The organism is Ruegeria sp. YKSD163, assembly GCF_059612905.1.
Genome location: NZ_JBXWRM010000010.1, coordinates 55,744 through 79,124 on the forward strand (window position 1 = coordinate 55,744; position 23,381 = coordinate 79,124).

The following is a 23,381-nucleotide window of genomic DNA, read 5'->3' on the forward strand; positions in this document are numbered from 1 at the left end:
TTGCTCCATTGGCGACATGCGTCTTCTCGTTTCAGCATAAAAAAAGCCCCCGAACTTTCGGAGGCGCATGGGTTCAATTATGGCTTACCGTTACCGGCCCATGCGCGTGGTTCCTACGATTACGACTAGCGCGGTCATTCCCAGCGGCTCCTTCATGCTTGGCGGGGACATTATGGGCGAGGGCAGGGGGCGTCAACACTCAATCGGGTCGAAAACCTGTCGCTGCGGGCAGTTTTGGCGACATTTTATTGCGCAGAATGCCGCAGGGCGGGACATTTCCGCGAATTTGACCCTTCGTCGCGCGACGGATCTGACCCATTGGCGGCGCGTGATGCCGGAAACAGGCCAGAAATCCGCGACTCGTTTGCCGACCTTGTACGGGCGGCAAAGCAGGAGGACGCGATGGAATTGCATGATTTGATCGATCTGGGACGCTATCCGATCGACCGGCCCGATGCGCCGGCCTATGCGGTCATGCTGGCCGATCTCAGACGCGAAATCGCCGAGGACGGCTGCGCGGTGCTGCCAGGCTTTGCCCATCCTGCCGGCGTGGCGCGTCTGGTGGCCGAGGCCGATGCGGTGGCGCATCTGGGGCATCGCTCCTTCAGCCGCACCAATGTCTATTTCTCGCAGGACGATCCGAGCCTGCCTGCAACCCACCCGGTTCGGCAATTCTTCGACCGCTCGAACGCCTTCGTGCCGGCCGATAACTTCCCACCCGACAGACCGCTGCGCAGGATCTATGAGGCCGCGCCTTTCATGCCCTTCATCCGTGACGTGCTGGGTGAACCGGAAGACAGGTTCTTTCGCTATGACGACCCGCTGGCGGATGTGATCGTAAACGCGGTCGAAACGGGGCAGGGGTTCCCCTGGCATTTCGACACCAACAATTTCACGGTCACGCTGGCGATCCAGAATGGCAGTGCGGGCGGCGCGTTTGAATATGTGCCCGACCTGCGAACGGCGAGCGACGAGAATTTCGATGGCGTGGCCGAGGTGCTGGCGGGTGTCCGTGAGCGGGTCCGGGTGTTGGACCTGCAACCGGGTGATTTGCAGATCTTCAAGGGCCGATACGCGCTGCATCGGGTCGCCCCGGTCGAGGGGCCGCGACGGCGTTATGTGGGGATCTTCTCGTTCGTCGAGACCGAGGGCATGTGCGGTGGAGTCGAACGGACGCGGCAGCTTTATGGCAGGGTGTTGCCCCGGCATCACCAGCGCGCGGGATTGCGCGCAGACGCGTTGCGGGACTGACCCGAGCCGGTGCCGCTGCCGGGTCAGAGACCGACGCCGGTGCCTTGCAGCACGCCGTGTTCCAGCGCATAGCGGGTCAGCCCGGCGGTCGAGGAAATGCCGAGCTTGCGCTTGATATTCTTGCGGTGGGTTTCCACTGTGCGCACCGAGATATCGAGCGCGATGGCCACTTCCTTGTTCGACTTGCCCTGCGCCAGTTGCAACAGGATGGTCTGTTCGCGCCCCGTCAGCGCCTCGCGCGCCTCTTCGCCGGCCTTGGGTTCCAGCGACCCCTTGGCGCCGGTACACAAGTAACGCTCGCCCCGCATCACCGCGTCGATGGCCTGCTTGATCTCTTCGGTCGGCACGTCCTTGAGCACATAGCCCATGGCGCCATGGCTGAGCGCGGTCGAGATGTACTCGGGGCTGTCATGCATCGAAAGGATCAGAACGCGGGTGTCGGGCATTTGTTCCAACAGGATTTCGGTGGCGCCCAGCCCGCCGAGACCGGGCATGTTCAGATCCATCAGGATCACATCGGGCAGCAGCGCCAGCGCGCGGCCCACCGCCTCGCGCCCGTCGCCCACGGTGCCGATCACCTGAATGTCGTCATAGCTTTCGAGAATGGCCTGAATGCCTTCGGCCACCATCGGGTGATCGTCGACGATCAGAACGCGGACGGGGGTGTCGGTCATGGCAGGGCCTTTCTCTTCGACGCCGGCTCCTCCTGAGGCGGCAACAGGTGGCTCAGCGGCAGGCTGACCTCGATCACGGTGCCGGTCTGCGTGCCGCGGGATGACAGGATGCGCAAGCTGCCGTCAAGCTGTTCGATTCGTTCCTGCATGTTGCGCAGGCCAAGGCCGGGGCCGGGTTTGCCCTGCGTGGCGCGGATACCGCGGCCATTGTCAGATATCCGCATTGTGGCGCCCTTCTTGTGGCCGCGCAGGTCGATCGAGACCCGGGTGGCACCCGAATGACGCTCGATATTGGTCAGCGCCTCCTGGGCAATACGGTAGAGCGCGATCTTGCTGTTGTGGTCCAGCCGGTTGCGGAACACCACCGTGGTGAAATCGGTCGCGATGCCGGTGCGCTCGCGGAAATCGTCGGTCAGCGATTTCAATGCCGGGCCAAGGCCCAGATCGTCGAGCACGCCGGGGCGCAGGTCGCGGCTGATGCGGCGCACCTCGGTGATCGCGATGCCGAGGTTCTCGATCCCCTTGTCCAGCGGCGGTTCGGCGCCGTCATGATCGCCGCGTGCCAGCCGGCGACGGGCATTGTCCAGCGCATAGCGCACCCCAACCAGGATCTGACTGATGCCGTCGTGCAATTCGCGCGCCACTCGCCCGCGCTCTTCCTCTTGCGCGTCGAATACCCGCTGCGTCAGTTCCTTGAGCTTGGCATCGGCCAGCCGGCGTTCGCGGATGTTCAGAACCATGCCCGAGCCGAACACGACCAGAAGCGCGGCCAGCGCGATGGCGCCTATATAGACAAAGGTGCGGCGGACGCGGGCCTGGGTCTCGGCCCGGGCCGCGGCGACCGAGGCCAGCACATCGTCGATGAACACGCCGGTGCCTACGGCCCAGCGCCAGTCCTGAAGGCCCACCACATAGGCCACCATCTGCGCCTCTTCCCCTGTCGAGGGTTTCTCCCACATGAAGGAATGCCAACCCGCGCCCTGCCGGGCGAGGCGGATGAACTCGTCCACAACCGGTACGCCCTTGCTGTCGGTCAACCCCTCCCAGTTGCGGTTGATGAACTCGGTCTGGCGCGGGCTGACCAGGTTCTTGCCCTCGTAGTCGTAGACGAAAAAGAACCCGTCCTGCCCGTAGATCATCGCCGCCAGCATCTGCGCAACTTGCGTCTTGGCCTCTTCATCGTCAGGCGCGGCGGGGCCATAGATATGGGCAAAGCCGTTGCGCGCCTGGGTGACGTAGTTGCGCAGCTCGGCCTTCTTTGCCTGCAACAGCTGCCGCTCCAGCGCCTGTATCTCGCGTTCGGCCAAGGTGCGCGCCTGATAGGCCACCAGCGCCGCGATGGCGGCCACTGCCACTACCAACGGCAGGGTCGCCAGAAGCGAGATCTTCTGGGCATAGTTGGGGCGGATCAGGTTGCGCAGCCGGTGCATGGCGAATCGATACGCAAAACCGGCGGCAAAATCAAAGCATGCGATCAAGTCGTGACCGGCCGCCACGCACTTGTGTGGTCGCGCAGCGCCCGAAAAACAGTGGATTTCAAGGCCAGTGGCCACATTTTTCCGCGCCGCTACGTAGTACTAGGTATTCACAGAGCGGATCATCGCTCGTTACCCTTGCGCCACTGGAAACGATCCGCCCACCGGGATGACTCGGCGGGCGTCCATGACTTGCAAGGGGAGGAAATACTCTTATGGATCGTCGTTCTTTTCTGAAAACCTCGGCCATGGGCGGCGCTGCCGCGGCCGCCACCACCGCTCTGGCCGCTCCGGCCTATGCGCAGGGCAAGCGGACCCTGACCATGGTCACCACCTGGGGCCGCGGTCTGGCCGGTGTGCATGACTCGGCACAGCGCGTCGCCGACAACATCACCGCAATGTCGGATGGCAACCTGACCGTGGACCTGAAGGCCGCCGGCGAACTGGTGGGCGCGTTCGAAGTGTTCGACGCCGTCTCCTCGGGCCAGGCAGATATGTATCACGGCGCCGACTACTACTTTGTCGGTCAGCATCCGGGCTATGCGTTCTTCACCGCCGTGCCCTTTGGCATGACCGCGCAGGAACTGGTGAACTGGTACTATCACGACGGCGGCCACGAGTTGCACGACGAGCTGGGTCAGATCTTTGGCCTGAAATCCTTCCTGGGCGGTAACACCGGCGCGCAGGCCGGTGGCTGGTTCTCGAAAGAGATCAATGGCCCCGAGGATTTCAACGGTCTGAAGTTCCGGATGCCGGGCCTGGGCGGCAAGGCGCTGGGCAAGCTGGGCGCAAGCGTTCAGAACATTCCGGGTTCGGAAGTGTACCAGGCGCTGTCCTCGGGTGCCATCGACGGCACCGAGTGGATCGGACCCTGGGCGGACGAAAAGGCCGGCTTCCAGGAAATCACCAAGACCTATTACACCGCTGGTTTCCACGAGCCGGGCGCGGGTCTGTCGGTTGCCACCAACCGCGACGTGTTCGAGAGCCTGAGCCCCGCACAGCAGAAGATGATTGAGCTTGCTTCGGCTGAGTGCCACCAGTGGAACCTGGCCCAGTTCCTGTCCAACAACGGCTCGGCACTGCAGCGCCTGCAAGCCGGTGGCGTCAAGGTCCTGGAGTTCCCCGACAGCGTCTGGGATGCCTTCGGCAAGGCCAGCCAGGAAGTCATGGCCGAGAACATGGGCGACGAGCTGTTCAAGAAGATCCACGACAGCGCCATGGCGTCGATGAAATCGTCGTCGGCTTGGCTGAACATCTCGTCGGGCGTCTACACCGCACAGCGCGACCGCGTTCTGGGCTGATCCCGCCAAGCGGCCAATACCGGACCCCCGCCCCAGGGCGGGGGGCCTACGCTTTGCTAGGACCTTGCGGCGCTGTTCCGCAGGACGATCCGGCACTCCTGAATCGGGGACATCATGCAGGACGATAACGGTATCTCCTTTTTCGGCGCCCTGTGGAACGGCCTGATCTGGCTGTTTCAGAACATCGCCGAGGCATTCTATAATTTCGGCTATGCGGTGACCCATCCGCAGCTCTGGCTGGACTGGTCCGACAAGGCCTCGATCATGCGCTTTGTCTATTACGGCGGCTCGGTCGAGTTCTTCTTCGTGGTCTTCACCTTCGTGCTGATCCTGACGGCGATCGGCATGTATTTCCGTCCCTTCATGTGGCTGATGGTGCGCGGGCTCGAAGGTTTCGCCAACACGGTCGGGCGTTTCTTTGCCTGGGCGGGCCTGCTGATGGTGCTGCAACAGATCATCATCGTGTTCATGCAGCGCGTCTTTGCGCGGCCCGATCTGTCCTTTGGCTTTGGCATCCCGGTGACGCTGGACGTCAGCTGGTGGTCCGAGGAACTGAAGCTTTACAACGCGATGGTTGTCTGCCTTTGCGCCACCTACACATTCGTGCAGGGCGGTCATGTCCGCGTCGACCTGATTTATTCCGGCCTCAGCCACCGCGGCAAGCGGGTGGTCGACATGGCGGGCTCGCTTCTGTTCATGATGCCGATGGCGGTGGTGACCTGGCTTTACGGTTGGTACTTCCTGTGGCGGCACCTGATCGTGCCGAACCCTTCGGCCAGCGACCAGCTTGACCGCCTGCTGATGAAATCTCGGGCGCTGCGCTGGAACGTGGAGACCATCGGGTTCAGTCCCAACGGGTTCAACGGGTATTTCCTGTTCAAGATCCTGCTGATCACCTTTGCGGCCATGGTGTTCATCCACGCAGTCGCCTTTTTCTATCGCTCATGGCTCGAATTCGTCGAAGGCGAGAGCAGTGCGGGTAAATATCTCGACAAGGATACTCTTGGCGAGGGCGAAGAGGCCTATGAAGGCACGCATTAAGAATAGGAACCGGGAACATGCTATTCGGTCTTGATGGCGTCGAAGTCGGCCTCATTATTGTCTTTCTCTGCCTCTTCGGGGGCATCCTGTCGGGATTTCCGGTGGCCTTTGCCATCGGCGGTGCCGGCGTCATCTCATTCGGCATCATCGCCGCGCTGGACAGCGCGGGTCTGCTGATCCACCAGGCCATCGACACTTCGTCGCAGGCCTATGCAGAGCTGATCGGAGCCGGGGTCAAACCCGATGCGATCTCGATCTTCAGATACCCTGAACTGCCCCGCATCGCCGAACATGTGTTCAAGGGCGGCTGGGAGACGGCGATGGACCGCAACGTGTCCTTCATCGTCAACCGGATGAACGAGCGGGTGCTGGCCGGCCAGTCCATCGAGACGCTGCTGGCGGTGCTGATGTTCGTGCTGATGGGGATCACGCTGGAACGCTCGAAGATCGCCAACGATCTGCTGACCACCATGGCGCGTGTCTTTGGCCCGCTGCCCGGCGGTCTGGCGGTGTCCATTGTGGTCGTGGGTGCGTTTCTGGCCGCCTCGACCGGGATCGTCGGTGCGACTGTGGTTACCATGGGCCTCTTGGCCCTGCCCACCATGCTGCGCAACAACTACTCGCCAGAACTGGCGACCGGGGTCATCGCGGCGAGCGGCACATTGGGGCAGATCATTCCACCCTCGATCGTGATCGTTCTGCTGGGCACCCTGGCGGGCGACCTCTATTCGACCGCGCAGGAAAGCCGCGCCATTGAGGCGGGCTGTACCGACGCGCTGACCTATCTGGGTGAACCTGCGGTCGTGTCGGTGGGTACCCTGTTCCAGGCGGCGCTGCTGCCGGGTATCCTGCTGGCGCTGCTCTATGCGCTCTATGCCTTTGGCTATGCGCTCCTTAACCCGGACAAGGCGCCGGCGGTTGAATTGGGCGGTGGCTCGGGCGAGCCGATCACCCGCGGCGAGGGCTTTACCTGGCTGCTGGGAGCGCCGGTGGCGTTGATCGCCGGGGTGCTGCTGCTGGGCAGTCTTGGTGTCGTAGGCAGTCAGGACGTGACCGTCTCGACCTTCTCGGACACATCCAAGAGCGCCAGCCTGCGTACCAATGTGGGGCCGGACTGCAAGGCCTCGATGATTGAGCTGCACGGGCAGGAAGCCTGGGACGCGGCCGTCGCCGAACAGGAAGCCATCGACGCCGCAGGCGGGGTGCAGGAATCGCACCGCCTGACTGAAGAGGAGATCGCCGAGGCGCGTGCCACCAAGATCGCCGATGCCGCGCCGATCGGTACCGGTGTCGCGGTGATCGCGGTACTGCTGGGGCTGACGCTGGTTGTGGGCCGGGGCATCGCGCCTTCCCGCGACCCGAAACCGCTGCTCGTGGGCGGGCTGGGGCTGGTCTTGATGTTGCTGGCCGACATGCTGCTCATCGGGCCGCTGACCTCGCCCGGTGTCACGGTGCTGATCCTGCTGCTGCCATTGGCGCTGGGGCTGTATGGCTGCAAGGAGGCGGCGATCCGCTGCACCGGCAATGATCTGATCCGGGTGGTGTTCCCGCCGCTGGTTCTGATCATCGCTGTGCTGGGGTCGATCCTGGGTGGTATCACCAACCCCACTCCGGCGGCGGCGCTGGGCGCGGGCGGGGCCATCATGCTGGCGGCCTATCGCAAGCTGCGGGATGAGGGCCGGTCGGGAAAGGTGATCATATGGTCCACCTTCGCCATCATCATCTGCCTGCTGATCGGGGTGAATTTCGACCTGCGCATCAATCAGGACGGTGTCAGTGTCGAAACCTGGATCGCTTTCGTCTTTGCCTATGCGACCTATATCTATGCGCTGGGCGGACTGCTGTTCGGCTGCTGGGTGCTGTTTGCCGGCGGTGTGCTGTCACCGATCGTGCGTGAGACGGCCAAGGTGACCTCGATGGTGTTCACCATCCTGATCGGGTCGCAGCTGCTCAATCTGGTGGTGATCAGCTTTGGCGGCGAGCATTACATCCAGCAGTTCCTGAAGAGCTTCGACAACGAGTTCAAGGTCTTCCTGATCGTGATGCTGGTGCTCTTCGTGCTGGGCTTCGTGCTCGATTTCCTCGAGATCATCTATATCGTGATTCCGATCGTCGGACCGGTGATCTATGGCGGGTCCTTCGACCCGAAATGGGTGACCATCATGGTGGCGGTGAACCTGCAGACCTCGTTCCTGACGCCACCCTTCGGCTTTGCCCTGTTCTATCTGCGCGGGGTGGCGCCGAAGGAGGTGACCACGGGCCATATCTATCGCGGCATCGTGCCTTTCGTGATCATCCAGGTGGTCGGGATCGCGATCCTGTGGAGCTTCCCCTCGATCGTGACCATCGTTCCGGCGCTGATCCCGAACTGATCTGGGTGTTACCAAACGGAAAAGGGGGCCTTTGGGCCCCCTTTGCTTTTTGAGTTCCGGTCAAGGGGCGCTGCCCCTTCTTGCCCCTCTGGGGCAATTCATCCCCGAGATATTTCAGGCAAGAGGAAGATGCAGGACCGGGGGGGCACCGGCGGTTGAGACGTGGATCGCGTCTGCGGGTGGCTACGCCTTCACTCCCTTGGAAGAAACAATCTCAGTCGCGGGTGGGCCAGCGGTCAGGGAGCTGGATATTCGCGACCTGTTCGGCGATGGGATCGGTCGACAGCGGATGCTGGATGGCGTCATGCGCCTGCGGGTTTTTCATCGCCTGCCAGCGACCGCCCAGATAGATTTCGAGCCCTGAGAAGCGGGACTTGTAACCCATCTTGGGGCTGCCGGGCACCCAATAGCCAAGATAGACATAGGGTAGACCCGCCTCGCGTGCGATGTCGATGTGATCGAGGATCATATGGGTGCCAAGCGAATCCCGGTGCAGGTCTGGGTCGTAGAAGGAATAGACCATGCTGAGCCCGTCATCGAGCACATCGGTCAGGCTGACCGCGGTCAGCGCACGGGTGTCGCGATGGGCATATTCGATCACCCGGCTTCGGATCGGCGTCTCTTCGATCATCGCGGCGAATTCGAACACATCCATGTCGGCCATGCCGCCATCGGCATGGCGGCTGTCGAGATAGCGGCGGAACAGTTCGTATTGTTCGTCGGTGGCCCAGGGCGAGGTGGCGCGCCGGGTCAGATGCGCGTTGCGGCGCAGGGCGCGTTTCTGGCTGCGGCTGGGCTGAAAGGCTGCGACGTCGATCCGGGCCGAGAGACAGGCGGCGCAATCGGCGCAGGAAGGGCGGTAGAGCACATTCTGCGAGCGGCGGAACCCCTGTTGTGACAGCGCATTGTTCAGCCGTTCGGCGCCTTCACCCTGGAGCGCGGTGAACAGTTTCCGCTCCATCCTGTCCGGCAAATAGGGGCAGGGTTGCGGAGCGGTCACGTAGAATTGTGGCGCAATGGGCAGGGTGTGGCGCATAGGGGTCCCGTCTGTTCCTCGGCGGATGATAACAACCGATCCGGGACCCGCCAAGTGACCAAAGTCACAAGAGTTAAGCGTAGGCCCGCCGGTTCAGCGCCACGGTGCCCAGCACCGCATCGGTCAAGCCCTGGGCGCGCGATCCGGTCAGCATCATCAGGATCGAGATCACCTGAAGGATCGGCAGTGCCATGCTGACGGTATAGCCTGTGGTATGGGCCAGCGCCTGGCCGCCGTTCAACTGAGCGCCATAGGCGTCGCGCAGTTCGATCCCGACAAAGCGCATGCCCCAGGTGGCCGAGCCGCCGGCGATGGTGGCGACACGATAGACAAAGCCCACCACCAGATAAAGCAGCGGCCAGACAAAGGCGCCGACAAAGGCGGTCAACAGTACCACAATGAGGCTGAGCATCAGGATCACGCAGGTGTCGAACACCCAGGCAAAGAAGCGTTTGGCGGGAATGCTTTGATAGAATTCCGGCTGATGGTCGGGGTGGGGAAGGTGGGTCATCGGGGCTGGATCCGTTTGCGATGTATGGCCGCCCCGCATAGGGGCGGCCGATCGGGCTCAGGCGTCGTCGTCGCTCTTGTCGTCGCGGGCCGTGCGGGCACGCTCGTCCATGAACTCGTCGAACTCGGCCTTGTCCTTGGCCTCGCGCAGGCGGTGCAGGAAGGCTTCGAAATCGGCCTGCTCGCGTTCCAGGCGGGCCAGCGTATCGGCCTTGTAGGCGTCAAAGGCGCTGTTGCCGGTGGTCGACATCGCCCGCATGCCGTGATGGCTCCAGGCTTTGCGGCGGGTGCAGGATTTGCTGAACATGCGTTTGCTCCAGATCATGTAGGCGAGAAGGGCGAGGCCGATGGGCCAGAAGAAGACAAAGCCAAGGACCATGGCAGCGATCCAGGCGCCTTTGCCCTTGCTGTCCAGCCAGGCTTCGCTTCGGTGCAGCCAACCCGGATTTGACGGGGCGGCGACGGGGTCGGTCATCATGGTCATCTTTGTCTCCAGATCAGTTGATGTGAATGCCTTTCACATTGCCGATGTGGGGCGGTGGGCGAGACAATGCAAGAGGGTATGTGAAAAAGATTTACATCACGATTTAGGCGAGTGTTCGTGCAATATGCAATCAGGAGTTGCGTCATCGGAAAATTTAGGTTTTTATAATTTTCAGAACCTATACTCTTGTCGTTAGGGAAACAGGGGCGACCATGCCGGAAAAGACGGCACATAACACAGGTCAGGACGTACGGTGCCGGGACAATCGGATGCCGGCGGGCTGGTGGCTGTTGCCCAGTATCGCGCTGGGGCTGTTTGGCTGGACCGTGCTGCTCGGCCAGGTTCTTGCGCTGATCAACCCATCCTGACGAAAATGGAGGCCTCGGCGCCGGTCAGGCGCTGAAGCTCTGCCGGGGCAATCGAAAAGACATGGCGCGGCGTGCCTGCGGCGGCCCAGACCACCGGAAAGGCCATCAGCGCGGGATCCATGAAACTGGCCACCGGCGACAGATGCCCGACGGGTGCGACACCGCCGATGGCGAAACCCGTCTTGTTCCGGACAGTATCGGCATCGGCGCGTGACAGGGGAGCGCCGAACAGGGCAGCGGCACGGTTCGGATCGACGTGGTTGCCGCCTGCGGTCAGAAACAGCGCCAGAGCATTGCCGCCCGTTTGCTGAAAGATGATCGACTTGACGATCTGGTTCAGCGCGCAACCGACAGCGGCGGCGGCATCCTCGGCGGTGCGGGCGTTTCCCGTCTCGCGGATCTCGGTGGTCACCTGCGCGGCCTCAAGTGCGGCGCGGACCCGTTTCAGGCTCTTGCTCATGCCGCAGGACTGCCCGCTCCGCTGGCAAAGGTCAAGTTTTGACGCATTGACGGCGGGAGGGGCGGCTGCGCTATTTGGCGCATGACCACACGCCTTGCCATCACCCGACTCCCCCGTGCCTATGACCCCGACCTGGGAGCAGAGGCGCGTGCCCTGCTGCCCGATCTGGGGGGCGATCTGGCCGAACTGGTGGCCGGCGCGGGGGGCACCAGCCCCTATCTGATGGGGCTGATGCGGGCCGAGGCAGCCTGGCTGGCGCCCGCGCTCGAGGATGCCGATGCGGCGGTGGCCGCCGAACTGACCGCGGCCCGCGCATTGCCGCCCGATCAGCTCAAACCCGGTTTGCGACAGGCCAAGCGGCGACTGGCGCTGCTGACCGCGCTGGCTGATCTGGCGGGCGCCTGGCCGCTGGAGAAGGTGACCGCGCTGCTCACCGATTTCGGCGCGCTGGCCGCCGATCTGGCCGCCAAGGCCGAGATCGCCGCCCTGATCCGGCGCGGCAAGCTGCCGGGCCAGACCGAGGCGGATGTGGAGACCGCTGCCGGGATGGTGATTCTGGCCATGGGCAAGATGGGGGCGCATGAACTGAACTACAGCTCGGACATCGACCTGATCGTGCTGTTTGACGAAACCCGCTACGAGCCCGACGATTTCTTTGAGGCACGTCAGGGCATGGTGCGCGCCACCCGCAATTTCTGCGCCACGCTCAGCGACAAGACCGCCGATGGCTATGTGTTCCGCACCGATCTGCGGTTGCGCCCCGATCCGGCGGTCACCCCGGTCTGTCTGGCGATGGAGGCGGCAGAGCATTATTACGAAAGCCTTGGCCGCACCTGGGAACGTGCCGCCTATATCAAGGCGCGGCCCTGCGCGGGCGATCTGGCGGCGGGGGCGCGCTTCCTGGAAACCCTGCGCCCCTTTGTCTGGCGGCGTCATCTGGATTTCGCTGCCATCCAGGACGCCCATGACATGCGCCTGCGCATTCGCGAAAACAAGGGCACCGGCGGCGCCCTGACCATTCCGGGCCATGACATGAAGCTGGGCCGGGGCGGTATCCGCGAGATCGAGTTCTTTACCCAGACCCGGCAGTTGATCGCAGGCGGGCGCGACCGTGACCTGCGCCTACGCGGCACGGTCGAGGGGCTGGCGGCATTGGCGGCCAAGGGTTGGGTGCCGCCCGAGGTGGCCGAGGCGCTCACCCGCCACTACCGCGCCCATCGCGAGGTCGAACATCGTATCCAGATGGTACACGATGCCCAGACCCACCGCATTCCGCAAACCGAAGAGGGCATTGCCCGAGTGGCCTGCCTGATGGGGATCGATGCCGCGGAACTGCGCGCCGACCTGACCCGGCGCCTGACCGAGGTGCACCGGCTGACCGAGGATTTCTTTGCCCCCGATAGCGCCGCCGCCCCGGCGCCCGCCCTGCCGGCAGAGGTGGTGTTCGACGACAATGTGCTGTCGCGCTGGCCTACCTATCCGGCGCTGCGCTCGCAACGGGGGCGGCGCATTTTCGAACGGCTGAAGCCCGAACTGCTGGCGCGGCTGGCGCGCACCGCCAAACCGGACGAGGCGCTGCTGGCGCTCGATGGCTTTCTGGCCGGGCTGCCCGCAGGGGTGCAGCTGTTTTCCCTGTTCGAGGCCAATCCGCAGCTGATCGACCTGTTGGTCGATATCGTCGGCACCAGCCATGCGCTGGCGGCGTTTCTGTCGCGCAATGCATCGGTCTTCGATGCGGTGATTGGCGGTTCGTTCTTCGACGACTGGCCGGGCGGGGCGGCGCTGCGGGCCGATTTGGCCGAGCGTCTGGCCGCCGAGGACGATTACGAGGCCCGGCTCGACATGGCGCGGCGCTGGACCAAGGAATGGCATTTCCGCATCGGCGTGCATCATCTGCGAGGGCTCATCGACGGCGCCCGTGCCGGCGCGCAATATGCCGAACTGGCCGAGGCGGTGATCTCGGCGCTGTTCCCGGTGGTCGAGGCGCAATTCGCCCGCAAACACGGCACCCCGCCCGGGCGCGGCGCCACGGTGCTGGGCATGGGTTCGCTGGGGGCAGGGCGGATCAACGCGCAATCCGATCTCGACCTGATCGTGATCTATGACCCCGAAGACGCCGAAGGCTCGGACGGGCCGCGCCCGCTGGCGACCCGGCCCTATTACGCGCGGCTCACGCAGGCGCTGATTACCGCGCTGACCGCGCCGATGTCGCAGGGCAAGCTCTACGAGGTCGATATGCGCCTGCGTCCCTCGGGGACACAGGGGCCGGTGGCGACCAGCTGGACCAGCTTTACCGAATATCAGCTGAACGAGGCCTGGGTGTGGGAACATCTGGCGCTGACCCGTGCCCGTCCGGTTGCGGGGTCGGAGGCACTGGGTGCGGATATCGAGCGGTTCCGGCAAGAGTTGCTGAGCCGCCCCGCCGACCGCGACAAGGTGCTGCGCGAAGTGGCCGAGATGCGGGCGCGGCTGGCGGCGGCGAAACAGCCCGCCGGGGTGTGGGACGCCAAGACCGGGCCGGGCCGGATGCTGGATATCGAACTGGTAGCCCAGACCGGCGCGCTGTTGTCAGGCAGCGCCGCGCGCGATGTGGCGCAGGGATTGCAGGGGGCGGTCGCCGCCGGATGGCTGGATGTCGCGGATGCGCAGTCGCTGACCCGTGCCTATGACCTATGCTGGTCGGTACAGACGGCGGCGCGGCTGCTGTCGGGCGAGATGATCGACGCGGAGCGGATCGGCGAGGGCGGCGCGGCCTTCCTCTGCCGCAGCACCGGGTTTCAGGATATGGCGTCGCTGGAAGCGGCGCTGGAGACGACATATGCCGAAGCGGCGGCGCTGATCGGCGCGGCGGTGGGAGGAACAAAGGATGCCGAAGACGGGTGACCCGCATGACCCCAAGGGGTTGATCTACGAGGCCTACAGGATCGAGGGGATCACGGGCCCCGAGTGCCGCACCATCTTCCTCGACTGGGCACTCAGCCTGCCGGTGGGAACCGACCAGCGCGATGCGCTTGCGGATCTGCATGGTCGCTATGGGGCCGAGGCACCCGACCACCCGATGACCGCCGTCATGCAGGACGGGTTGAACGCCGAACAGGCGCCCCGTCGGCGCGGTGGCTGGCGCAGCAGACCCAGAAACTGAGTGATCCCAGATCGGAAACAATCTCTGAATCGTACGGAATTTGTCGCAAAGTTGCCCTAATTGCGGGGCAAATTCTCCTCAAACGGGCATGGCTGTGGGAGTCGAGACCCGAATAAGGAGAAGAGACATGAAGACCATGCGGATGATCCTGCTCGCCGGTTTGGGCCTGTCAGTTGCAGCCTGCACGGCAGTCGACGTTCCGACCCGGAACGCCCCTTACGAGCAATTGCCGAACACGTCGATCACGACCCCGGCCGGTTATGACTTGCTGCAGCCCCAGTATCGGGTCCAACCTACCGCGGCGGTGGGTCAGGTGGTGATCCCGCACACCGACAGCGTCGCTCGCGCTGCCACGCAGGAGCCGGGTGTTGCCGGGCTGGTAGCAGGGCAGGCGCCGGTATCGATCAACTCGGTCACCGTGCTGGTGCCGCGCTCGCTCAAGGTGTCCGAGCGCAACAGCTATCTGCCGCGCGGCGACATCGTGTGGCGCGAGGATCCGATCGGTGACCGTCACGCCCAGGTGCAGAAGATCGTGCAGGACGCGATGGTGCGCGGTGTCAGCCCTCTGAATGGCCCGGTCAATGCCGACCTTGAAATCGTGGTAAAACGCTTTCACGCGCTGACCGAAAAGGCGCGCTATACCACCGGCGGTGTACATGCGATCACCTTCGACATCGTCCTCAAGGACCCGACCACCGGCGAGCAGCTGATGCCGCCGCGCGAAGTCCGCGCCGATCTCGAGGCCTTTGGCGGCCAGCAGGCGATCAATGCCGAGGCGCGCGGTCAGACCCAAAAGGTCCGGATCACCGACCATCTGACCTGGGTGATCCAGCAAGAGCTGACCAACCCCAAAGGGTACGAGAACGCCTCGTTGGGCATCATCCAGGTGATGAATCGTCTCTGACACTTCCCAGCCAACCGGAATGGGATTAAGAGGGCGCTCATGACAGCGCCCTCTGACGTTTTTGACCGTCCCCGCATCCGCCTGAAGCCCAAGGCAAACGCCCGTGCCATCCGTCACGGGGCGCCTTGGGTATTCGACAACGAGGTGGTCACCGACCGCCGCACGCGCAAGATCGCGCCGGGCACGGTTGCGGTGCTCGAGGATGACAACCGCGCGCCGCTGGGGCTGGTGGCGGTCAATCCCGGCTCGCGCATCCTGGCCCGGATGCTGGACCGCGACCCCGAGGCGGAGTTGAACGCCGCATGGTTCGAGGCGCGGCTGACCCGGGCGCTGGCGCTGCGCGCACGCCTGTTTGACGCCCCCTTTTACCGTCTTGTCCACGCCGAAGCCGACGGGTTCCCCGGTGTCATCATCGACCGGTTCGGTGACGCCTGCGTGACTCAGCCCAATGCCGCCTGGGCCGAGGCGCATCTGGAACTGCTGAGTGCTGCGCTGATCAAGGTGACTGGTGTCAGCACGGTTCTGAAAAATGCCTCGGGGCGTACGCGCGCGCTCGAAGGGCTCGACGATCAAAACGCGGTGCTGGCCGGGGCTGCCCCCACTGCACCGGTGCCGGTGCTGATGAATGGCGCCACTTATATGGCCGACCTGACCGGTGGCCAGAAAACCGGCCTGTTCTACGACCAGCGCCCCAACCATGCCTTTGCCGCGCGGCTGGCGGGGCAGGGCGCGCGGGTGCTCGACGTGTTCTCTCATGTGGGCGGCTTTGCGCTGGCGATGCTGGCCGGCGGCGCGGGCAGCGCATTGGCGGTCGATGGCTCGGCCCCGGCGCTGGCGCTGGCCGAACAGGGGGCGCTGGCCTCGGGTCTGGCCGGGCGGTTCGAGACGCGGCAGGGCGACGCCTTTGACGTGCTGACCGCGCTGGGCGAGGAAGGCGAGACATTCGACGTGGTGATCTGTGATCCGCCCGCCTTTGCGCCCTCGAAACAGGCGCTGGACGCGGGGCTGCGTGCGTATGAACGGGTTGCACGGCTGGCTGCGGCGCTGGTGCGGCCGGGCGGCTATCTGGGTCTCTGCTCCTGCTCGCATGCTGCCGATCTGTCGCGGTTCCGCGAGGCCAGCGTGCGCGGCATCGGCCGCGCCGGGCGCAGCGCGCAGCTGATCCATACCGGCTTTGCCGGGCCGGACCATCCGCAACTGCCGCAACTGGCCGAGAGTGGCTATCTCAAGGCGGTGTTCTTTCGGCTGTGAAAGCGGTGCTCGACACTTGCGTGATCTATCCCACGGTCATGCGCGAGATGCTGCTGGGCGCGGCGCGGCTGGGGCATTTCACCCCGCTCTGGTCGGCCCGCATGCTTGAGGAATGGGCGCGCGCGGCGGTCAAGCTGGGACCGGCGGGAGAGGCTCAGGCGCGGGCCGAGATCGCCCTGACCCGCGCCGCCTGGCCGAAAGCCGAAGTGCCGCCCGCGCCGGGTGTCGAGGCACGCCTGTGGCTGCCCGATCCGGCGGATATCCATGTGCTGGCCACCGCCGTTGCCGGGTCGGCGGATGTGATCGTGACCCTCAACCGCGCCGATTTTCCGCGCAATATCCTGGCCGAGGAAGGGCTGGAGCGGATCGACCCGGATGCGTTCCTTTTGCAATTTTTCAATGACGATCCAGAGGGTTTCGCGCGCATGGCGGCAAAAGTGCTGGATGAGGCCAACCGTCTGTCGGGCGAGACATGGACCCTGCGCAGCCTGATGAAGAAGGCGCGGCTGCCCCGGCTGGGCAAGGCGCTGGAACACCACCGCTCAGAGTGAGCGCAGGATCCCGGCTGCGATCTCGAACGAGCGTTTGCGCGCGGTGTGATCGTGGATTTGCCCGGTCAGGATCACCTCGTCGGGCTGATATCTGTTGATGATGCGGGTCAGATCGGCGCGCACCGTCTCGGGGCTGCCCACCGCCGAGACGCTGAGCGCGGCATTCACCCCGGCCAGCGTGGCGCGATCCAGATGCGCGGCGATATCGTCAACCGGCGTCGGCAGTTTGCCGGGCCGCCCCAGCCTGAGCCGGGCAAAGGCCTGTTGCATGGTGGTGCGCAGGCGCACCCCCTCGGCATCGGTTTCGGCGGCAAAGACATTGATCGCCATCATCGCATGAGGCCGATCCAGATAAACCGAAGGGCGGAAGCTGCGGCGATAGACCTCCAGCGCCTCTTCCAGCGCCTGAGGCGCGAAATGCGAGGCAAAGGCGTAAGGCAAGCCCAACTGCGCGGCCAGCTGCGCGCCATAGAGGCTGGAGCCCAGGATCCAGACCGGCACATGGGTGTTCTGGCCGGGAAAGGCGCGCACCCGTGCCTCTGGATCCTCGGGGCCAAGAAAGCCGATCAGGTCGATCACATCCTGTGGGAAACTGTCCTGTTGTGACAGACCCCGGCGCAGCGCGCGGGCGGTAGCCATATCGGTGCCGGGCGCCCGACCCAGGCCCAGGTCGATGCGGTCGCCATAGAGCGACGCCAGCGTGCCAAAGGCCTCGGCCACCATATAGGGCGCATGATTGGGCAGCATGATGCCGCCCGCGCCGATCCGCATTGTCTTGGTCCGGCTTGCGATATGGCCGATCAGCACCGCGGTCGCGGCGCTGGCGATGCCGGGCATGTTGTGATGCTCGGCCAGCCAGTAGCGATGATATCCCAGCGCCTCGGCATGTGCGGCCAGATCGCCGCTGTTGGCCAGCGCCTGGGGAATATCGCTGCCCTCGGGCACCGGGGCAAGGTCGAGCAGGGAATAGAGCATGCGGGTCGGTCCTGAGGATCAATGCGCCTGCCAGCGCGCTTCGAGCCGGTCAAGTGCGGCGATGCGCTCGGCGGTTTTTGGGTGGCTGAGCAGCCATGCCGGCGCCACCCCGGCGCGCTGCGCAGTGAGCGCGTCAAGCTTGTGAAACAGCGCCTTTTGCGGCGCCACACCGATGCCGGCCTTGGTCAGCAGGGCGGCGGCATAGGCGTCGGCCTCATATTCGTCGGCGCGACTTAGTCGCGCGGCAAGCAGGGTGGTCAGCATATTGGCGATCCAGACCCCGAAAAAGGGGATGAAACGGCCCAGCAGCATGGCCAGCGCGGTGCGCATGGCGTTCTGGCCGGAAAAGTCGATCATCCGGCGCCGCGAATGGCCCAGCGCCACATGCCCCAGCTCATGCGCAATGACCGAGGTCAACTCTTCGCCGGTGACCTCGCCGCTTTGATATTTTCGATAGAAGCCGCGGGTGATGAAGATGCGCCCGTCTGGCGCGGCCAGCCCGTTGACCGGGTCGATCTCGTAGATATGCACCGGCACCCGCGCCACGCCCAGCGCCGCCGCCAGCCGGTCGGTCAGCCGTTTCAGCGCCGGGTCGGCCAGCTCGGTCGAGCGGGCATCCAGCTCGCGCCGGGTCCGCCAGGCCGAGAAATGGTACATGGCAAAGGCGTAGAGAACCGCCAGCAGGATCGGGGTGACGCGCAACATGGTTCAGATATGGGGCGTTCCGGGGTCCGGGGCAAGCGGCAAGCCGCCGATGACGGGGCGGCACGGTGGGCAGGGCGCCATCCTGGGCAGAGTTCTGCCCTTTTATCCGGTGATGTGGACAGGGTTAACGCTGGGGTCGTGTACTGAATGCATGACGCTGCTGGCCGCCGCGCAGCTGACGGTCAGCGGGTCAGCACCCGCATGCCCTGTTCCAGCCCCGACAGGGTCATCGGCACCATTCGGTCCTCGAATATCTCGCGGATCATGCCGATCGAATGGGTATAGTCCCAGTATTTCTCGGGCACCGGGTTGATCCAGAGGTTGCTGGCCCATTGCTCGCGCGCGCGCGCCAGCCAGACCTGACCAGCCTCTTGGTTCCAATGCTCGTTGGCGCCGCCGGGATAGGCGATCTCGTAAGGGCTCATCGAAGCATCGCCCACGAAGATGCATTTGTAATCGGGACCATAGGTGCGCAGCACCTCATGGGTGGGAATCTGCGCATCCCAGCGGCGGCGGTTGTCGCGCCAGACACCTTCGTAGAGGCAATTGTGGAAGTAGTAATACTCAAGATGCTTGAACTCGGCGCGCGCCGCTGAAAACAGCTCTTCGACCACTTTCACATGAGGGTCCATCGAGCCGCCCACGTCAAGGAACAGCACCACCTTGACCGCGTTATGCCGTTCGGGCCGTTCCTTGACGTCCAGATAGCCGTGTTCGGCGGTGGCGCGGATGGTGCCGTCCAGGTCCAGTTCCATCGCCGCGCCCTCGCGCGCCCAGCGGCGCAGCCGTTTCAGCGCCACCTTGATGTTGCGGGTGCCCAGTTCGACCGTGTCGTCGAGATTCTTGAACTCGCGCTTGTCCCAGACCTTGACCGCGCGCTGGTGGCGGCTTTCCTTCTGGCCGATGCGCACCCCTTCGGGGTTGTAGCCATAGGCGCCAAAGGGCGAGGTGCCGGCGGTGCCGATCCACTTGTTGCCGCCCTGGTGGCGGCCCTGTTGTTCCTTGAGCCGCTCGCGCAGCGTCTCCATCAGCTTGTCGAACCCGCCCAGCGCCTCGATCTCGGCCTTTTCTTCGGGCGACAGGTGTTTCTCGGCCATCTTCTCCAGCCAGTCGGCGGGGATGTCCACGGCCTCCATCACCTGCTCAAAGGTGATCTCTTCGAGCCCCTTGAAACTGGCGGCAAAGGCGCGGTCGAACTTGTCGATATTGCGCTCGTCCTTCACCATCGAGACGCGGGCCAGGTAATAGAAGGCCTCGACATCGTAAGTGGCCAGCCCCTTTTTCATGCCTTCGAGAAAGGTCAGGTATTCGCGCAGCGACACCGGCACCCCGGCTTTGCGCAAATTCTCGAAAAAGGGCAGGAACATCGGCTCAGACCATCAGACGGTGGATCACCAATGTTGCTATCATCCCAAGGAGCGCGAAGGCAATCGCGTAGCCCGCAGCATATTGCGCGATATCCGCGGTTGTGCCGTTACGTCGCTTGGCGGTCAGCCCGCCAAGCAGGGCGCCAAACAGCGCCGCTGCGATGACAATCATGCGTTTCTTACCCGCCCAGTGCGTTGCGGGGGTTCAGCGCCGCGATCTCCTGCATCTTGGCCCGAACCGCCCAGTCAGAGCCGAACCCGTACCGCGCCCAGCCGACGCTGTCCAGCCGCAGGTCGCGGGCCGCGTCGGTTTTGCCCAACAGGGTCAGCGCCTCGGCCTCGAGCATCATCAGGGTGGCCAGCAGCGCTGCATTCTCGGCCTGGGCGGCCACGTCGCGCATCGGGCGCAACTGGGCCAGCGCCCCGGCACCATCGCCGCGCGAGATGGCAAAGGCGGCGGTCTGGGTCGTCACATAGGCCTGGTGCAGCCGGGTGCCCGGTGTCGATTGCAGCACCTGCATGGCGGTCGTGAAATGCCGCTGCGCGAGGTCAGGATCAGCGGTTTGCAGCATCCGCCCCAGCATGTAATGGCCAAAGGCGCGGCGGTGGTCGGTCCAGCCCCAGGACTGAGCCATCTGTGCGGCGCGGTTGGCCGCATCCAGACGGGTCTGAAAGGCCACGCCCGGGCCAAGCGCGGCCTGCACCTGGTCGATCCAGGCGCGCGGGGTGGTGACCACCGGCTGCGCCGCCACGGTGACGCCGCGCGGGTTGAGCCGGCCCAGCAGGTCGGGCAGCACCGCGGCGACCTGGGCCTGGCTCATCCCGCTGCGCAGTTCCGGCGCATAGGTGGCGCGCAGCACAAGCATGTCGAACCCGGTCAGGATGGTGTGGATATTGTCGTCGTTGAACACCGAATCCGGCAGGCGGTAGAGATCGTTGAGCGGCCCGATCGCCTGTGCCAATTCCTCGTGCAGGCAGTCGCGCAGCTCTTGCGGGCTGCTGTCATAGGGTACGAAGATGCCCAGCCGCTCGCGCTTGCGCAGGTTGGCCCAATTGGTCTTGTCCTTGCGGCGGTCGCGGCGGAACTCGGCCAGGCTAGATACGTTGGGAACCACGAAACAGGCTGCATGGGGCAGGGCGCGGCCAATCTCCTCGCGGCTGACAGCTTCGATGGTGATATTGGCGCTGGCGTCGCTGACCTGACGGATGTCGATCCCGGCCTCGCCGCGCAGGCGCCCCAGCAGCCGGGTCAGATCCGATTGCAGGCTGACGGGCGGCGAACCGGTCACGCGCACGGTGATCGGGGTCTCGAACCGGGTAAACACCGGTAGGTCGCGCCCGCTTTCCAGCTGGAAATGCAGGGCGAGGAAATCGGCCGCGATATTGCCGTTCGACCGTTGCGGCGGCTGTACCCGTGTGGTGCCAAAGCTTTTCATCGGCTCCAGCGTCAGGCCTGGCGTCTGCGCGCGGGTCGGCGTATCCTCGAGCGGGACAGTATCACAGGCGGCAAGGCCGAGGCCCGAAACCACGGCAAGCGCCCGGAACAGCGGGCGGGAGACGGCACGGGAAAAGGCGCTTTTGACTGTCATCGTGTTACTGCTGCTCAACGTTACCAAACCTGTCAATCTTTGTCGGGGCGTAAGGTTACCGCTCTGACAAGGACATGGTGGCATCCGCAACCCTTTGGGGGCAAGCGCGCGAAGGGCGATTAAGGCCCCGTTTACCACTTTTTTGGAAACAAAAAGGGCGGCTCGAAACGAACCGCCCTCGATCTGTCACCAATTTCGCGTGAATCAGCGTTTGCCCCGCGCCATGAAGGCCAGCCGTTCGAACAGGTGCACGTCCTGTTCGTTCTTGAGCAGCGCACCATGCAGTTTCGGCAGCGCATTGGCCCCGTCGCGGCGCAGATCCTCGGCGGTCAGATCCTCGGCCAGCAGCAGTTTCAGCCAGTCGATCACCTCGGACGTCGAGGGTTTCTTCTTCAACCCCTGTGTCTCGCGAATCTCGTAGAACTGGGTCAGTGCGGCGGTCAGCAGCGTTTCCTTGATGCCGGGATGATGTACCTCGACGATGCGGCGCATGGTGGCCTCGTCCGGGAAGCGGATATAGTGAAAGAAACAGCGCCGCAGAAACGCGTCGGGCAGTTCCTTTTCGTTGTTCGAGGTGATGATGACGATGGGGCGCTGCCGGGCGCGGATGGTCTGGCCAGTCTCGTAGACATGGAACTCCATCTTGTCGAGCTCCTGCAACAGGTCGTTGGGGAACTCGATATCGGCCTTGTCGATCTCGTCGATCAACAGAACCACTTTCTCGTCCGCGTCAAAGGCCTGCCACAGCTTGCCCTTCTTGATGTAGTTGCTCACATCATGCACGCGCTCCTCGCCCAGTTGGCTGTCGCGCAGACGGCTGACCGCGTCATATTCATAGAGGCCCTGCTGTGCACGAGTGGTGGACTTTACGTTCCACTCGATCATCCGCAACCCCAGCGCGCCCGCGACCTGTTTGGCCAACTCGGTCTTGCCGGTGCCGGGCTCGCCCTTGACCAGCAGCGGGCGCTCCAGCGTCACGGCGGCGTTTACGGCAATCGTCAGATCGTCGGTCGCCACATATTCGGCGGTTCCCTGGAAACGTGCGGTCATGGCGGCCCTCATCCTGTCGTGCTTGGCCTTCAGGTAAAGCGCGCGTTTCGCTTTGGCAAGGCGCGCCGCCGCGTCGCGCCCGAGACCGGAAACAGGCTGTTTCCCTCCGCAAGGCTTACAAATTGAGCCTTTCCTCTGCATATGTCGTAACGTCAGTTTCCACCCGGGCTCTGTGGTGCCGGCCCGAATTCATAAAAAAACAAGGGTTTGCGCCTAGTTTTCAGCGGGTGCGATGAATTGCCGGTCAGGGCGGATTTTTGGCCGCCGTCACTTGTCTTTGTGTAGTGACATTCCCTGGCTCGTCGGATAAACGCTGCGGCAGAAGGGGGAGCCGAATGTCTGAACATATTACCGAAACGGACGTTGTAGGCCAGACCGAGGGAGCACAGATGAAGCCGGAATCCTTTCTGCCGGAAGACTATCGCCCGGCCGAAGACGAGCCATTCATGAATGATCGTCAGCTTGAGTATTTCCGCCGCAAGCTGATCAACTGGAAACACGAATTGATGGCGGGCAGCCGCGACACGATCGAAGGGTTGCAAGACAGCACGCGCAACATTCCCGACGTGGCCGACCGCGCCAGCGAAGAGACGGACAGGGCGCTGGAACTCAGAACCCGCGATCGTCAGCGCAAGCTGGTCGCCAAGATCGACGCCGCGCTGCGTCGCATCGATGACGGTGAATATGGCTATTGCCAGGTGACCGGTGACCCGATCTCGCTCAAGCGTCTGGATGCGCGCCCGATCGCGACCATGACGCTCGAAGCGCAGGAACGCCACGAGCGCCGGGAAAAAGTCCATCGCGACGATTGATGTCGCGACCTGCGACAATCAGCGGAAACGCCGGGGCCTTTCGCCCCGGCGTTTTTGCGTTAA

General features: G+C 64.1%; 23 protein-coding genes. 11 read left to right on the top strand and 12 right to left on the bottom strand.

Annotated elements, in window-relative coordinates:
* Positions 1-402: 402 nt before the first annotated feature.
* Complete coding sequence (locus AC2FNA_RS14205; protein WP_496827578.1) at positions 403-1,251, top strand: HalD/BesD family halogenase; 849 nt, start codon at positions 403-405, stop codon at positions 1,249-1,251.
* A 23-nt stretch (positions 1,252-1,274) separates the two neighbouring features.
* Here the strand turns inward: AC2FNA_RS14205 and AC2FNA_RS14210 are convergent, their stop codons facing one another.
* Positions 1,275-1,925: a response regulator transcription factor gene (locus AC2FNA_RS14210; RefSeq protein WP_496827580.1), complete on the bottom strand. Its 651-nt coding sequence runs from the start codon at positions 1,923-1,925 to the stop codon at positions 1,275-1,277.
* Entirely contained in the window at positions 1,922-3,355 is a 1,434-nt protein-coding gene (locus AC2FNA_RS14215; protein WP_496827582.1) for a cache domain-containing protein, read from the bottom strand. Before AC2FNA_RS14215 ends, AC2FNA_RS14210 begins: the two co-directional genes overlap by 4 nt.
* Before the next feature lie 260 nt (positions 3,356-3,615).
* On the opposite strand from AC2FNA_RS14215, the gene AC2FNA_RS14220 reads away from it, so the two are divergent.
* The 3 genes from AC2FNA_RS14220 to AC2FNA_RS14230 all read left to right on the top strand — a co-directional run bounded on the left by AC2FNA_RS14220 (position 3,616) and on the right by AC2FNA_RS14230 (position 8,114).
* The gene (locus AC2FNA_RS14220; protein WP_496827584.1) at positions 3,616-4,701 is read left to right on the top strand and encodes a TRAP transporter substrate-binding protein; all 1,086 of its coding nucleotides are present in this window, start codon (positions 3,616-3,618) and stop codon (positions 4,699-4,701) included.
* A gap of 114 nt (positions 4,702-4,815) precedes the next feature.
* Positions 4,816-5,742: a TRAP transporter small permease subunit gene (locus tag AC2FNA_RS14225; RefSeq protein ID WP_496827586.1), complete on the top strand. Its 927-nt coding sequence runs from the start codon at positions 4,816-4,818 to the stop codon at positions 5,740-5,742.
* A gap of 17 nt (positions 5,743-5,759) precedes the next feature.
* The gene (locus tag AC2FNA_RS14230; RefSeq protein WP_496827588.1) at positions 5,760-8,114 is read left to right on the top strand and encodes a TRAP transporter large permease; all 2,355 of its coding nucleotides are present in this window, start codon (positions 5,760-5,762) and stop codon (positions 8,112-8,114) included.
* A 214-nt stretch (positions 8,115-8,328) separates the two neighbouring features.
* Here the strand turns inward: AC2FNA_RS14230 and AC2FNA_RS14235 are convergent, their stop codons facing one another.
* The 3 genes from AC2FNA_RS14235 to AC2FNA_RS14245 all read right to left on the bottom strand — a co-directional run bounded on the left by AC2FNA_RS14235 (position 8,329) and on the right by AC2FNA_RS14245 (position 10,144).
* Positions 8,329-9,150 (bottom strand): arginyltransferase, encoded by an 822-nt coding sequence (locus tag AC2FNA_RS14235; RefSeq protein ID WP_234145431.1) that lies wholly within the window; start codon positions 9,148-9,150, stop codon positions 8,329-8,331.
* A gap of 73 nt (positions 9,151-9,223) precedes the next feature.
* Complete coding sequence (locus AC2FNA_RS14240; RefSeq protein WP_496827590.1) at positions 9,224-9,661, bottom strand: RDD family protein; 438 nt, start codon at positions 9,659-9,661, stop codon at positions 9,224-9,226.
* 57 nt (positions 9,662-9,718) lie between these two features.
* Positions 9,719-10,144 carry a DUF2852 domain-containing protein gene (locus tag AC2FNA_RS14245; RefSeq protein ID WP_496827592.1) on the bottom strand — a complete coding sequence of 142 codons (426 nt, stop codon included), beginning with the start codon at positions 10,142-10,144 and terminating at the stop codon, positions 9,719-9,721.
* A gap of 212 nt (positions 10,145-10,356) precedes the next feature.
* On the opposite strand from AC2FNA_RS14245, the gene AC2FNA_RS14250 reads away from it, so the two are divergent.
* Positions 10,357-10,512: a hypothetical protein gene (locus AC2FNA_RS14250; protein WP_496827594.1), complete on the top strand. Its 156-nt coding sequence runs from the start codon at positions 10,357-10,359 to the stop codon at positions 10,510-10,512.
* Here AC2FNA_RS14250 and AC2FNA_RS14255 read toward each other — a convergent pair.
* Positions 10,499-10,972 (bottom strand): YbaK/EbsC family protein, encoded by a 474-nt coding sequence (locus AC2FNA_RS14255; RefSeq protein WP_496827596.1) that lies wholly within the window; start codon positions 10,970-10,972, stop codon positions 10,499-10,501. The two genes, AC2FNA_RS14250 and AC2FNA_RS14255, sit on opposite strands and share 14 nt — an antisense overlap.
* A gap of 81 nt (positions 10,973-11,053) precedes the next feature.
* Between AC2FNA_RS14255 and AC2FNA_RS14260 the strand changes: the two genes are divergently transcribed.
* From AC2FNA_RS14260 to AC2FNA_RS14280, 5 genes are all read left to right on the top strand, one after another.
* Entirely contained in the window at positions 11,054-13,855 is a 2,802-nt protein-coding gene (locus AC2FNA_RS14260; RefSeq protein ID WP_496827598.1) for a [protein-PII] uridylyltransferase family protein, read from the top strand.
* Positions 13,839-14,114, top strand: a complete 276-nt coding sequence (locus AC2FNA_RS14265; protein WP_496827600.1) for a hypothetical protein — start codon at positions 13,839-13,841, stop codon at positions 14,112-14,114. Before AC2FNA_RS14260 ends, AC2FNA_RS14265 begins: the two co-directional genes overlap by 17 nt.
* A gap of 127 nt (positions 14,115-14,241) precedes the next feature.
* Positions 14,242-15,018 (top strand): DUF6778 family protein, encoded by a 777-nt coding sequence (locus tag AC2FNA_RS14270; protein ID WP_496827602.1) that lies wholly within the window; start codon positions 14,242-14,244, stop codon positions 15,016-15,018.
* 39 nt (positions 15,019-15,057) lie between these two features.
* On the top strand, positions 15,058-16,269 hold the full coding sequence (locus AC2FNA_RS14275) for an RSP_2647 family RNA methyltransferase (RefSeq protein WP_496827604.1): 1,212 nt from the start codon (positions 15,058-15,060) through the stop codon (positions 16,267-16,269).
* Positions 16,266-16,820, top strand: a complete 555-nt coding sequence (locus tag AC2FNA_RS14280) for an RSP_2648 family PIN domain-containing protein (protein ID WP_496827605.1) — start codon at positions 16,266-16,268, stop codon at positions 16,818-16,820. Before AC2FNA_RS14275 ends, AC2FNA_RS14280 begins: the two co-directional genes overlap by 4 nt.
* Here AC2FNA_RS14280 and AC2FNA_RS14285 read toward each other — a convergent pair.
* The 6 genes from AC2FNA_RS14285 to AC2FNA_RS14310 form a co-directional block, all read right to left on the bottom strand.
* Positions 16,812-17,795 (bottom strand): LLM class flavin-dependent oxidoreductase, encoded by a 984-nt coding sequence (locus tag AC2FNA_RS14285; RefSeq protein WP_496827607.1) that lies wholly within the window; start codon positions 17,793-17,795, stop codon positions 16,812-16,814. The two genes, AC2FNA_RS14280 and AC2FNA_RS14285, sit on opposite strands and share 9 nt — an antisense overlap.
* A gap of 18 nt (positions 17,796-17,813) precedes the next feature.
* Positions 17,814-18,500 carry a M48 family metalloprotease gene (locus AC2FNA_RS14290; protein WP_234145440.1) on the bottom strand — a complete coding sequence of 229 codons (687 nt, stop codon included), beginning with the start codon at positions 18,498-18,500 and terminating at the stop codon, positions 17,814-17,816.
* Positions 18,501-18,682: 182 nt separating this feature from the next.
* A complete protein-coding gene (locus AC2FNA_RS14295; protein ID WP_234162376.1) occupies positions 18,683-19,867 on the bottom strand; it encodes a vWA domain-containing protein in 1,185 nt (394 codons plus the stop codon).
* Positions 19,868-19,871: 4 nt separating this feature from the next.
* Entirely contained in the window at positions 19,872-20,039 is a 168-nt protein-coding gene (locus AC2FNA_RS14300) for a hypothetical protein (RefSeq protein WP_011048221.1), read from the bottom strand.
* 7 nt (positions 20,040-20,046) lie between these two features.
* Complete coding sequence (locus tag AC2FNA_RS14305) at positions 20,047-21,456, bottom strand: DUF2927 domain-containing protein (protein ID WP_496827610.1); 1,410 nt, start codon at positions 21,454-21,456, stop codon at positions 20,047-20,049.
* Between the two features lie 204 nt (positions 21,457-21,660).
* Complete coding sequence (locus AC2FNA_RS14310; RefSeq protein ID WP_234145444.1) at positions 21,661-22,506, bottom strand: AAA family ATPase; 846 nt, start codon at positions 22,504-22,506, stop codon at positions 21,661-21,663.
* 335 nt (positions 22,507-22,841) lie between these two features.
* On the opposite strand from AC2FNA_RS14310, the gene dksA reads away from it, so the two are divergent.
* A complete protein-coding gene (gene dksA, locus AC2FNA_RS14315) occupies positions 22,842-23,318 on the top strand; it encodes an RNA polymerase-binding protein DksA (RefSeq protein ID WP_496827613.1) in 477 nt (158 codons plus the stop codon).
* Positions 23,319-23,381 lie beyond the last annotated feature (63 nt).

What these genes read in the sequence shown, in the direction of transcription:
- AC2FNA_RS14205 (WP_496827578.1), top strand. Translation starts at nt 403, where the DNA reads ATGGAATTGCATGATTTGATCGATCTGGGACGCTATCCGATCGACCGG.
- AC2FNA_RS14210 (WP_496827580.1), bottom strand. Translation starts at nt 1,925, where the DNA reads ATGACCGACACCCCCGTCCGCGTTCTGATCGTCGACGATCACCCGATG.
- AC2FNA_RS14215 (WP_496827582.1), bottom strand. Translation starts at nt 3,355, where the DNA reads ATGCACCGGCTGCGCAACCTGATCCGCCCCAACTATGCCCAGAAGATC.
- AC2FNA_RS14220 (WP_496827584.1), top strand. Translation starts at nt 3,616, where the DNA reads ATGGATCGTCGTTCTTTTCTGAAAACCTCGGCCATGGGCGGCGCTGCC.
- AC2FNA_RS14225 (WP_496827586.1), top strand. Translation starts at nt 4,816, where the DNA reads ATGCAGGACGATAACGGTATCTCCTTTTTCGGCGCCCTGTGGAACGGC.
- AC2FNA_RS14230 (WP_496827588.1), top strand. Translation starts at nt 5,760, where the DNA reads ATGCTATTCGGTCTTGATGGCGTCGAAGTCGGCCTCATTATTGTCTTT.
- AC2FNA_RS14235 (WP_234145431.1), bottom strand. Translation starts at nt 9,150, where the DNA reads ATGCGCCACACCCTGCCCATTGCGCCACAATTCTACGTGACCGCTCCG.
- AC2FNA_RS14240 (WP_496827590.1), bottom strand. Translation starts at nt 9,661, where the DNA reads ATGACCCACCTTCCCCACCCCGACCATCAGCCGGAATTCTATCAAAGC.
- AC2FNA_RS14245 (WP_496827592.1), bottom strand. Translation starts at nt 10,144, where the DNA reads ATGACCATGATGACCGACCCCGTCGCCGCCCCGTCAAATCCGGGTTGG.
- AC2FNA_RS14250 (WP_496827594.1), top strand. Translation starts at nt 10,357, where the DNA reads ATGCCGGAAAAGACGGCACATAACACAGGTCAGGACGTACGGTGCCGG.
- AC2FNA_RS14255 (WP_496827596.1), bottom strand. Translation starts at nt 10,972, where the DNA reads ATGAGCAAGAGCCTGAAACGGGTCCGCGCCGCACTTGAGGCCGCGCAG.
- AC2FNA_RS14260 (WP_496827598.1), top strand. Translation starts at nt 11,054, where the DNA reads ATGACCACACGCCTTGCCATCACCCGACTCCCCCGTGCCTATGACCCC.
- AC2FNA_RS14265 (WP_496827600.1), top strand. Translation starts at nt 13,839, where the DNA reads ATGCCGAAGACGGGTGACCCGCATGACCCCAAGGGGTTGATCTACGAG.
- AC2FNA_RS14270 (WP_496827602.1), top strand. Translation starts at nt 14,242, where the DNA reads ATGAAGACCATGCGGATGATCCTGCTCGCCGGTTTGGGCCTGTCAGTT.
- AC2FNA_RS14275 (WP_496827604.1), top strand. Translation starts at nt 15,058, where the DNA reads ATGACAGCGCCCTCTGACGTTTTTGACCGTCCCCGCATCCGCCTGAAG.
- AC2FNA_RS14285 (WP_496827607.1), bottom strand. Translation starts at nt 17,795, where the DNA reads ATGCTCTATTCCCTGCTCGACCTTGCCCCGGTGCCCGAGGGCAGCGAT.
- AC2FNA_RS14290 (WP_234145440.1), bottom strand. Translation starts at nt 18,500, where the DNA reads ATGTTGCGCGTCACCCCGATCCTGCTGGCGGTTCTCTACGCCTTTGCC.
- AC2FNA_RS14295 (WP_234162376.1), bottom strand. Translation starts at nt 19,867, where the DNA reads ATGTTCCTGCCCTTTTTCGAGAATTTGCGCAAAGCCGGGGTGCCGGTG.
- AC2FNA_RS14300 (WP_011048221.1), bottom strand. Translation starts at nt 20,039, where the DNA reads ATGATTGTCATCGCAGCGGCGCTGTTTGGCGCCCTGCTTGGCGGGCTG.
- AC2FNA_RS14305 (WP_496827610.1), bottom strand. Translation starts at nt 21,456, where the DNA reads ATGACAGTCAAAAGCGCCTTTTCCCGTGCCGTCTCCCGCCCGCTGTTC.
- AC2FNA_RS14310 (WP_234145444.1), bottom strand. Translation starts at nt 22,506, where the DNA reads ATGACCGCACGTTTCCAGGGAACCGCCGAATATGTGGCGACCGACGAT.
- dksA (WP_496827613.1), top strand. Translation starts at nt 22,842, where the DNA reads ATGTCTGAACATATTACCGAAACGGACGTTGTAGGCCAGACCGAGGGA.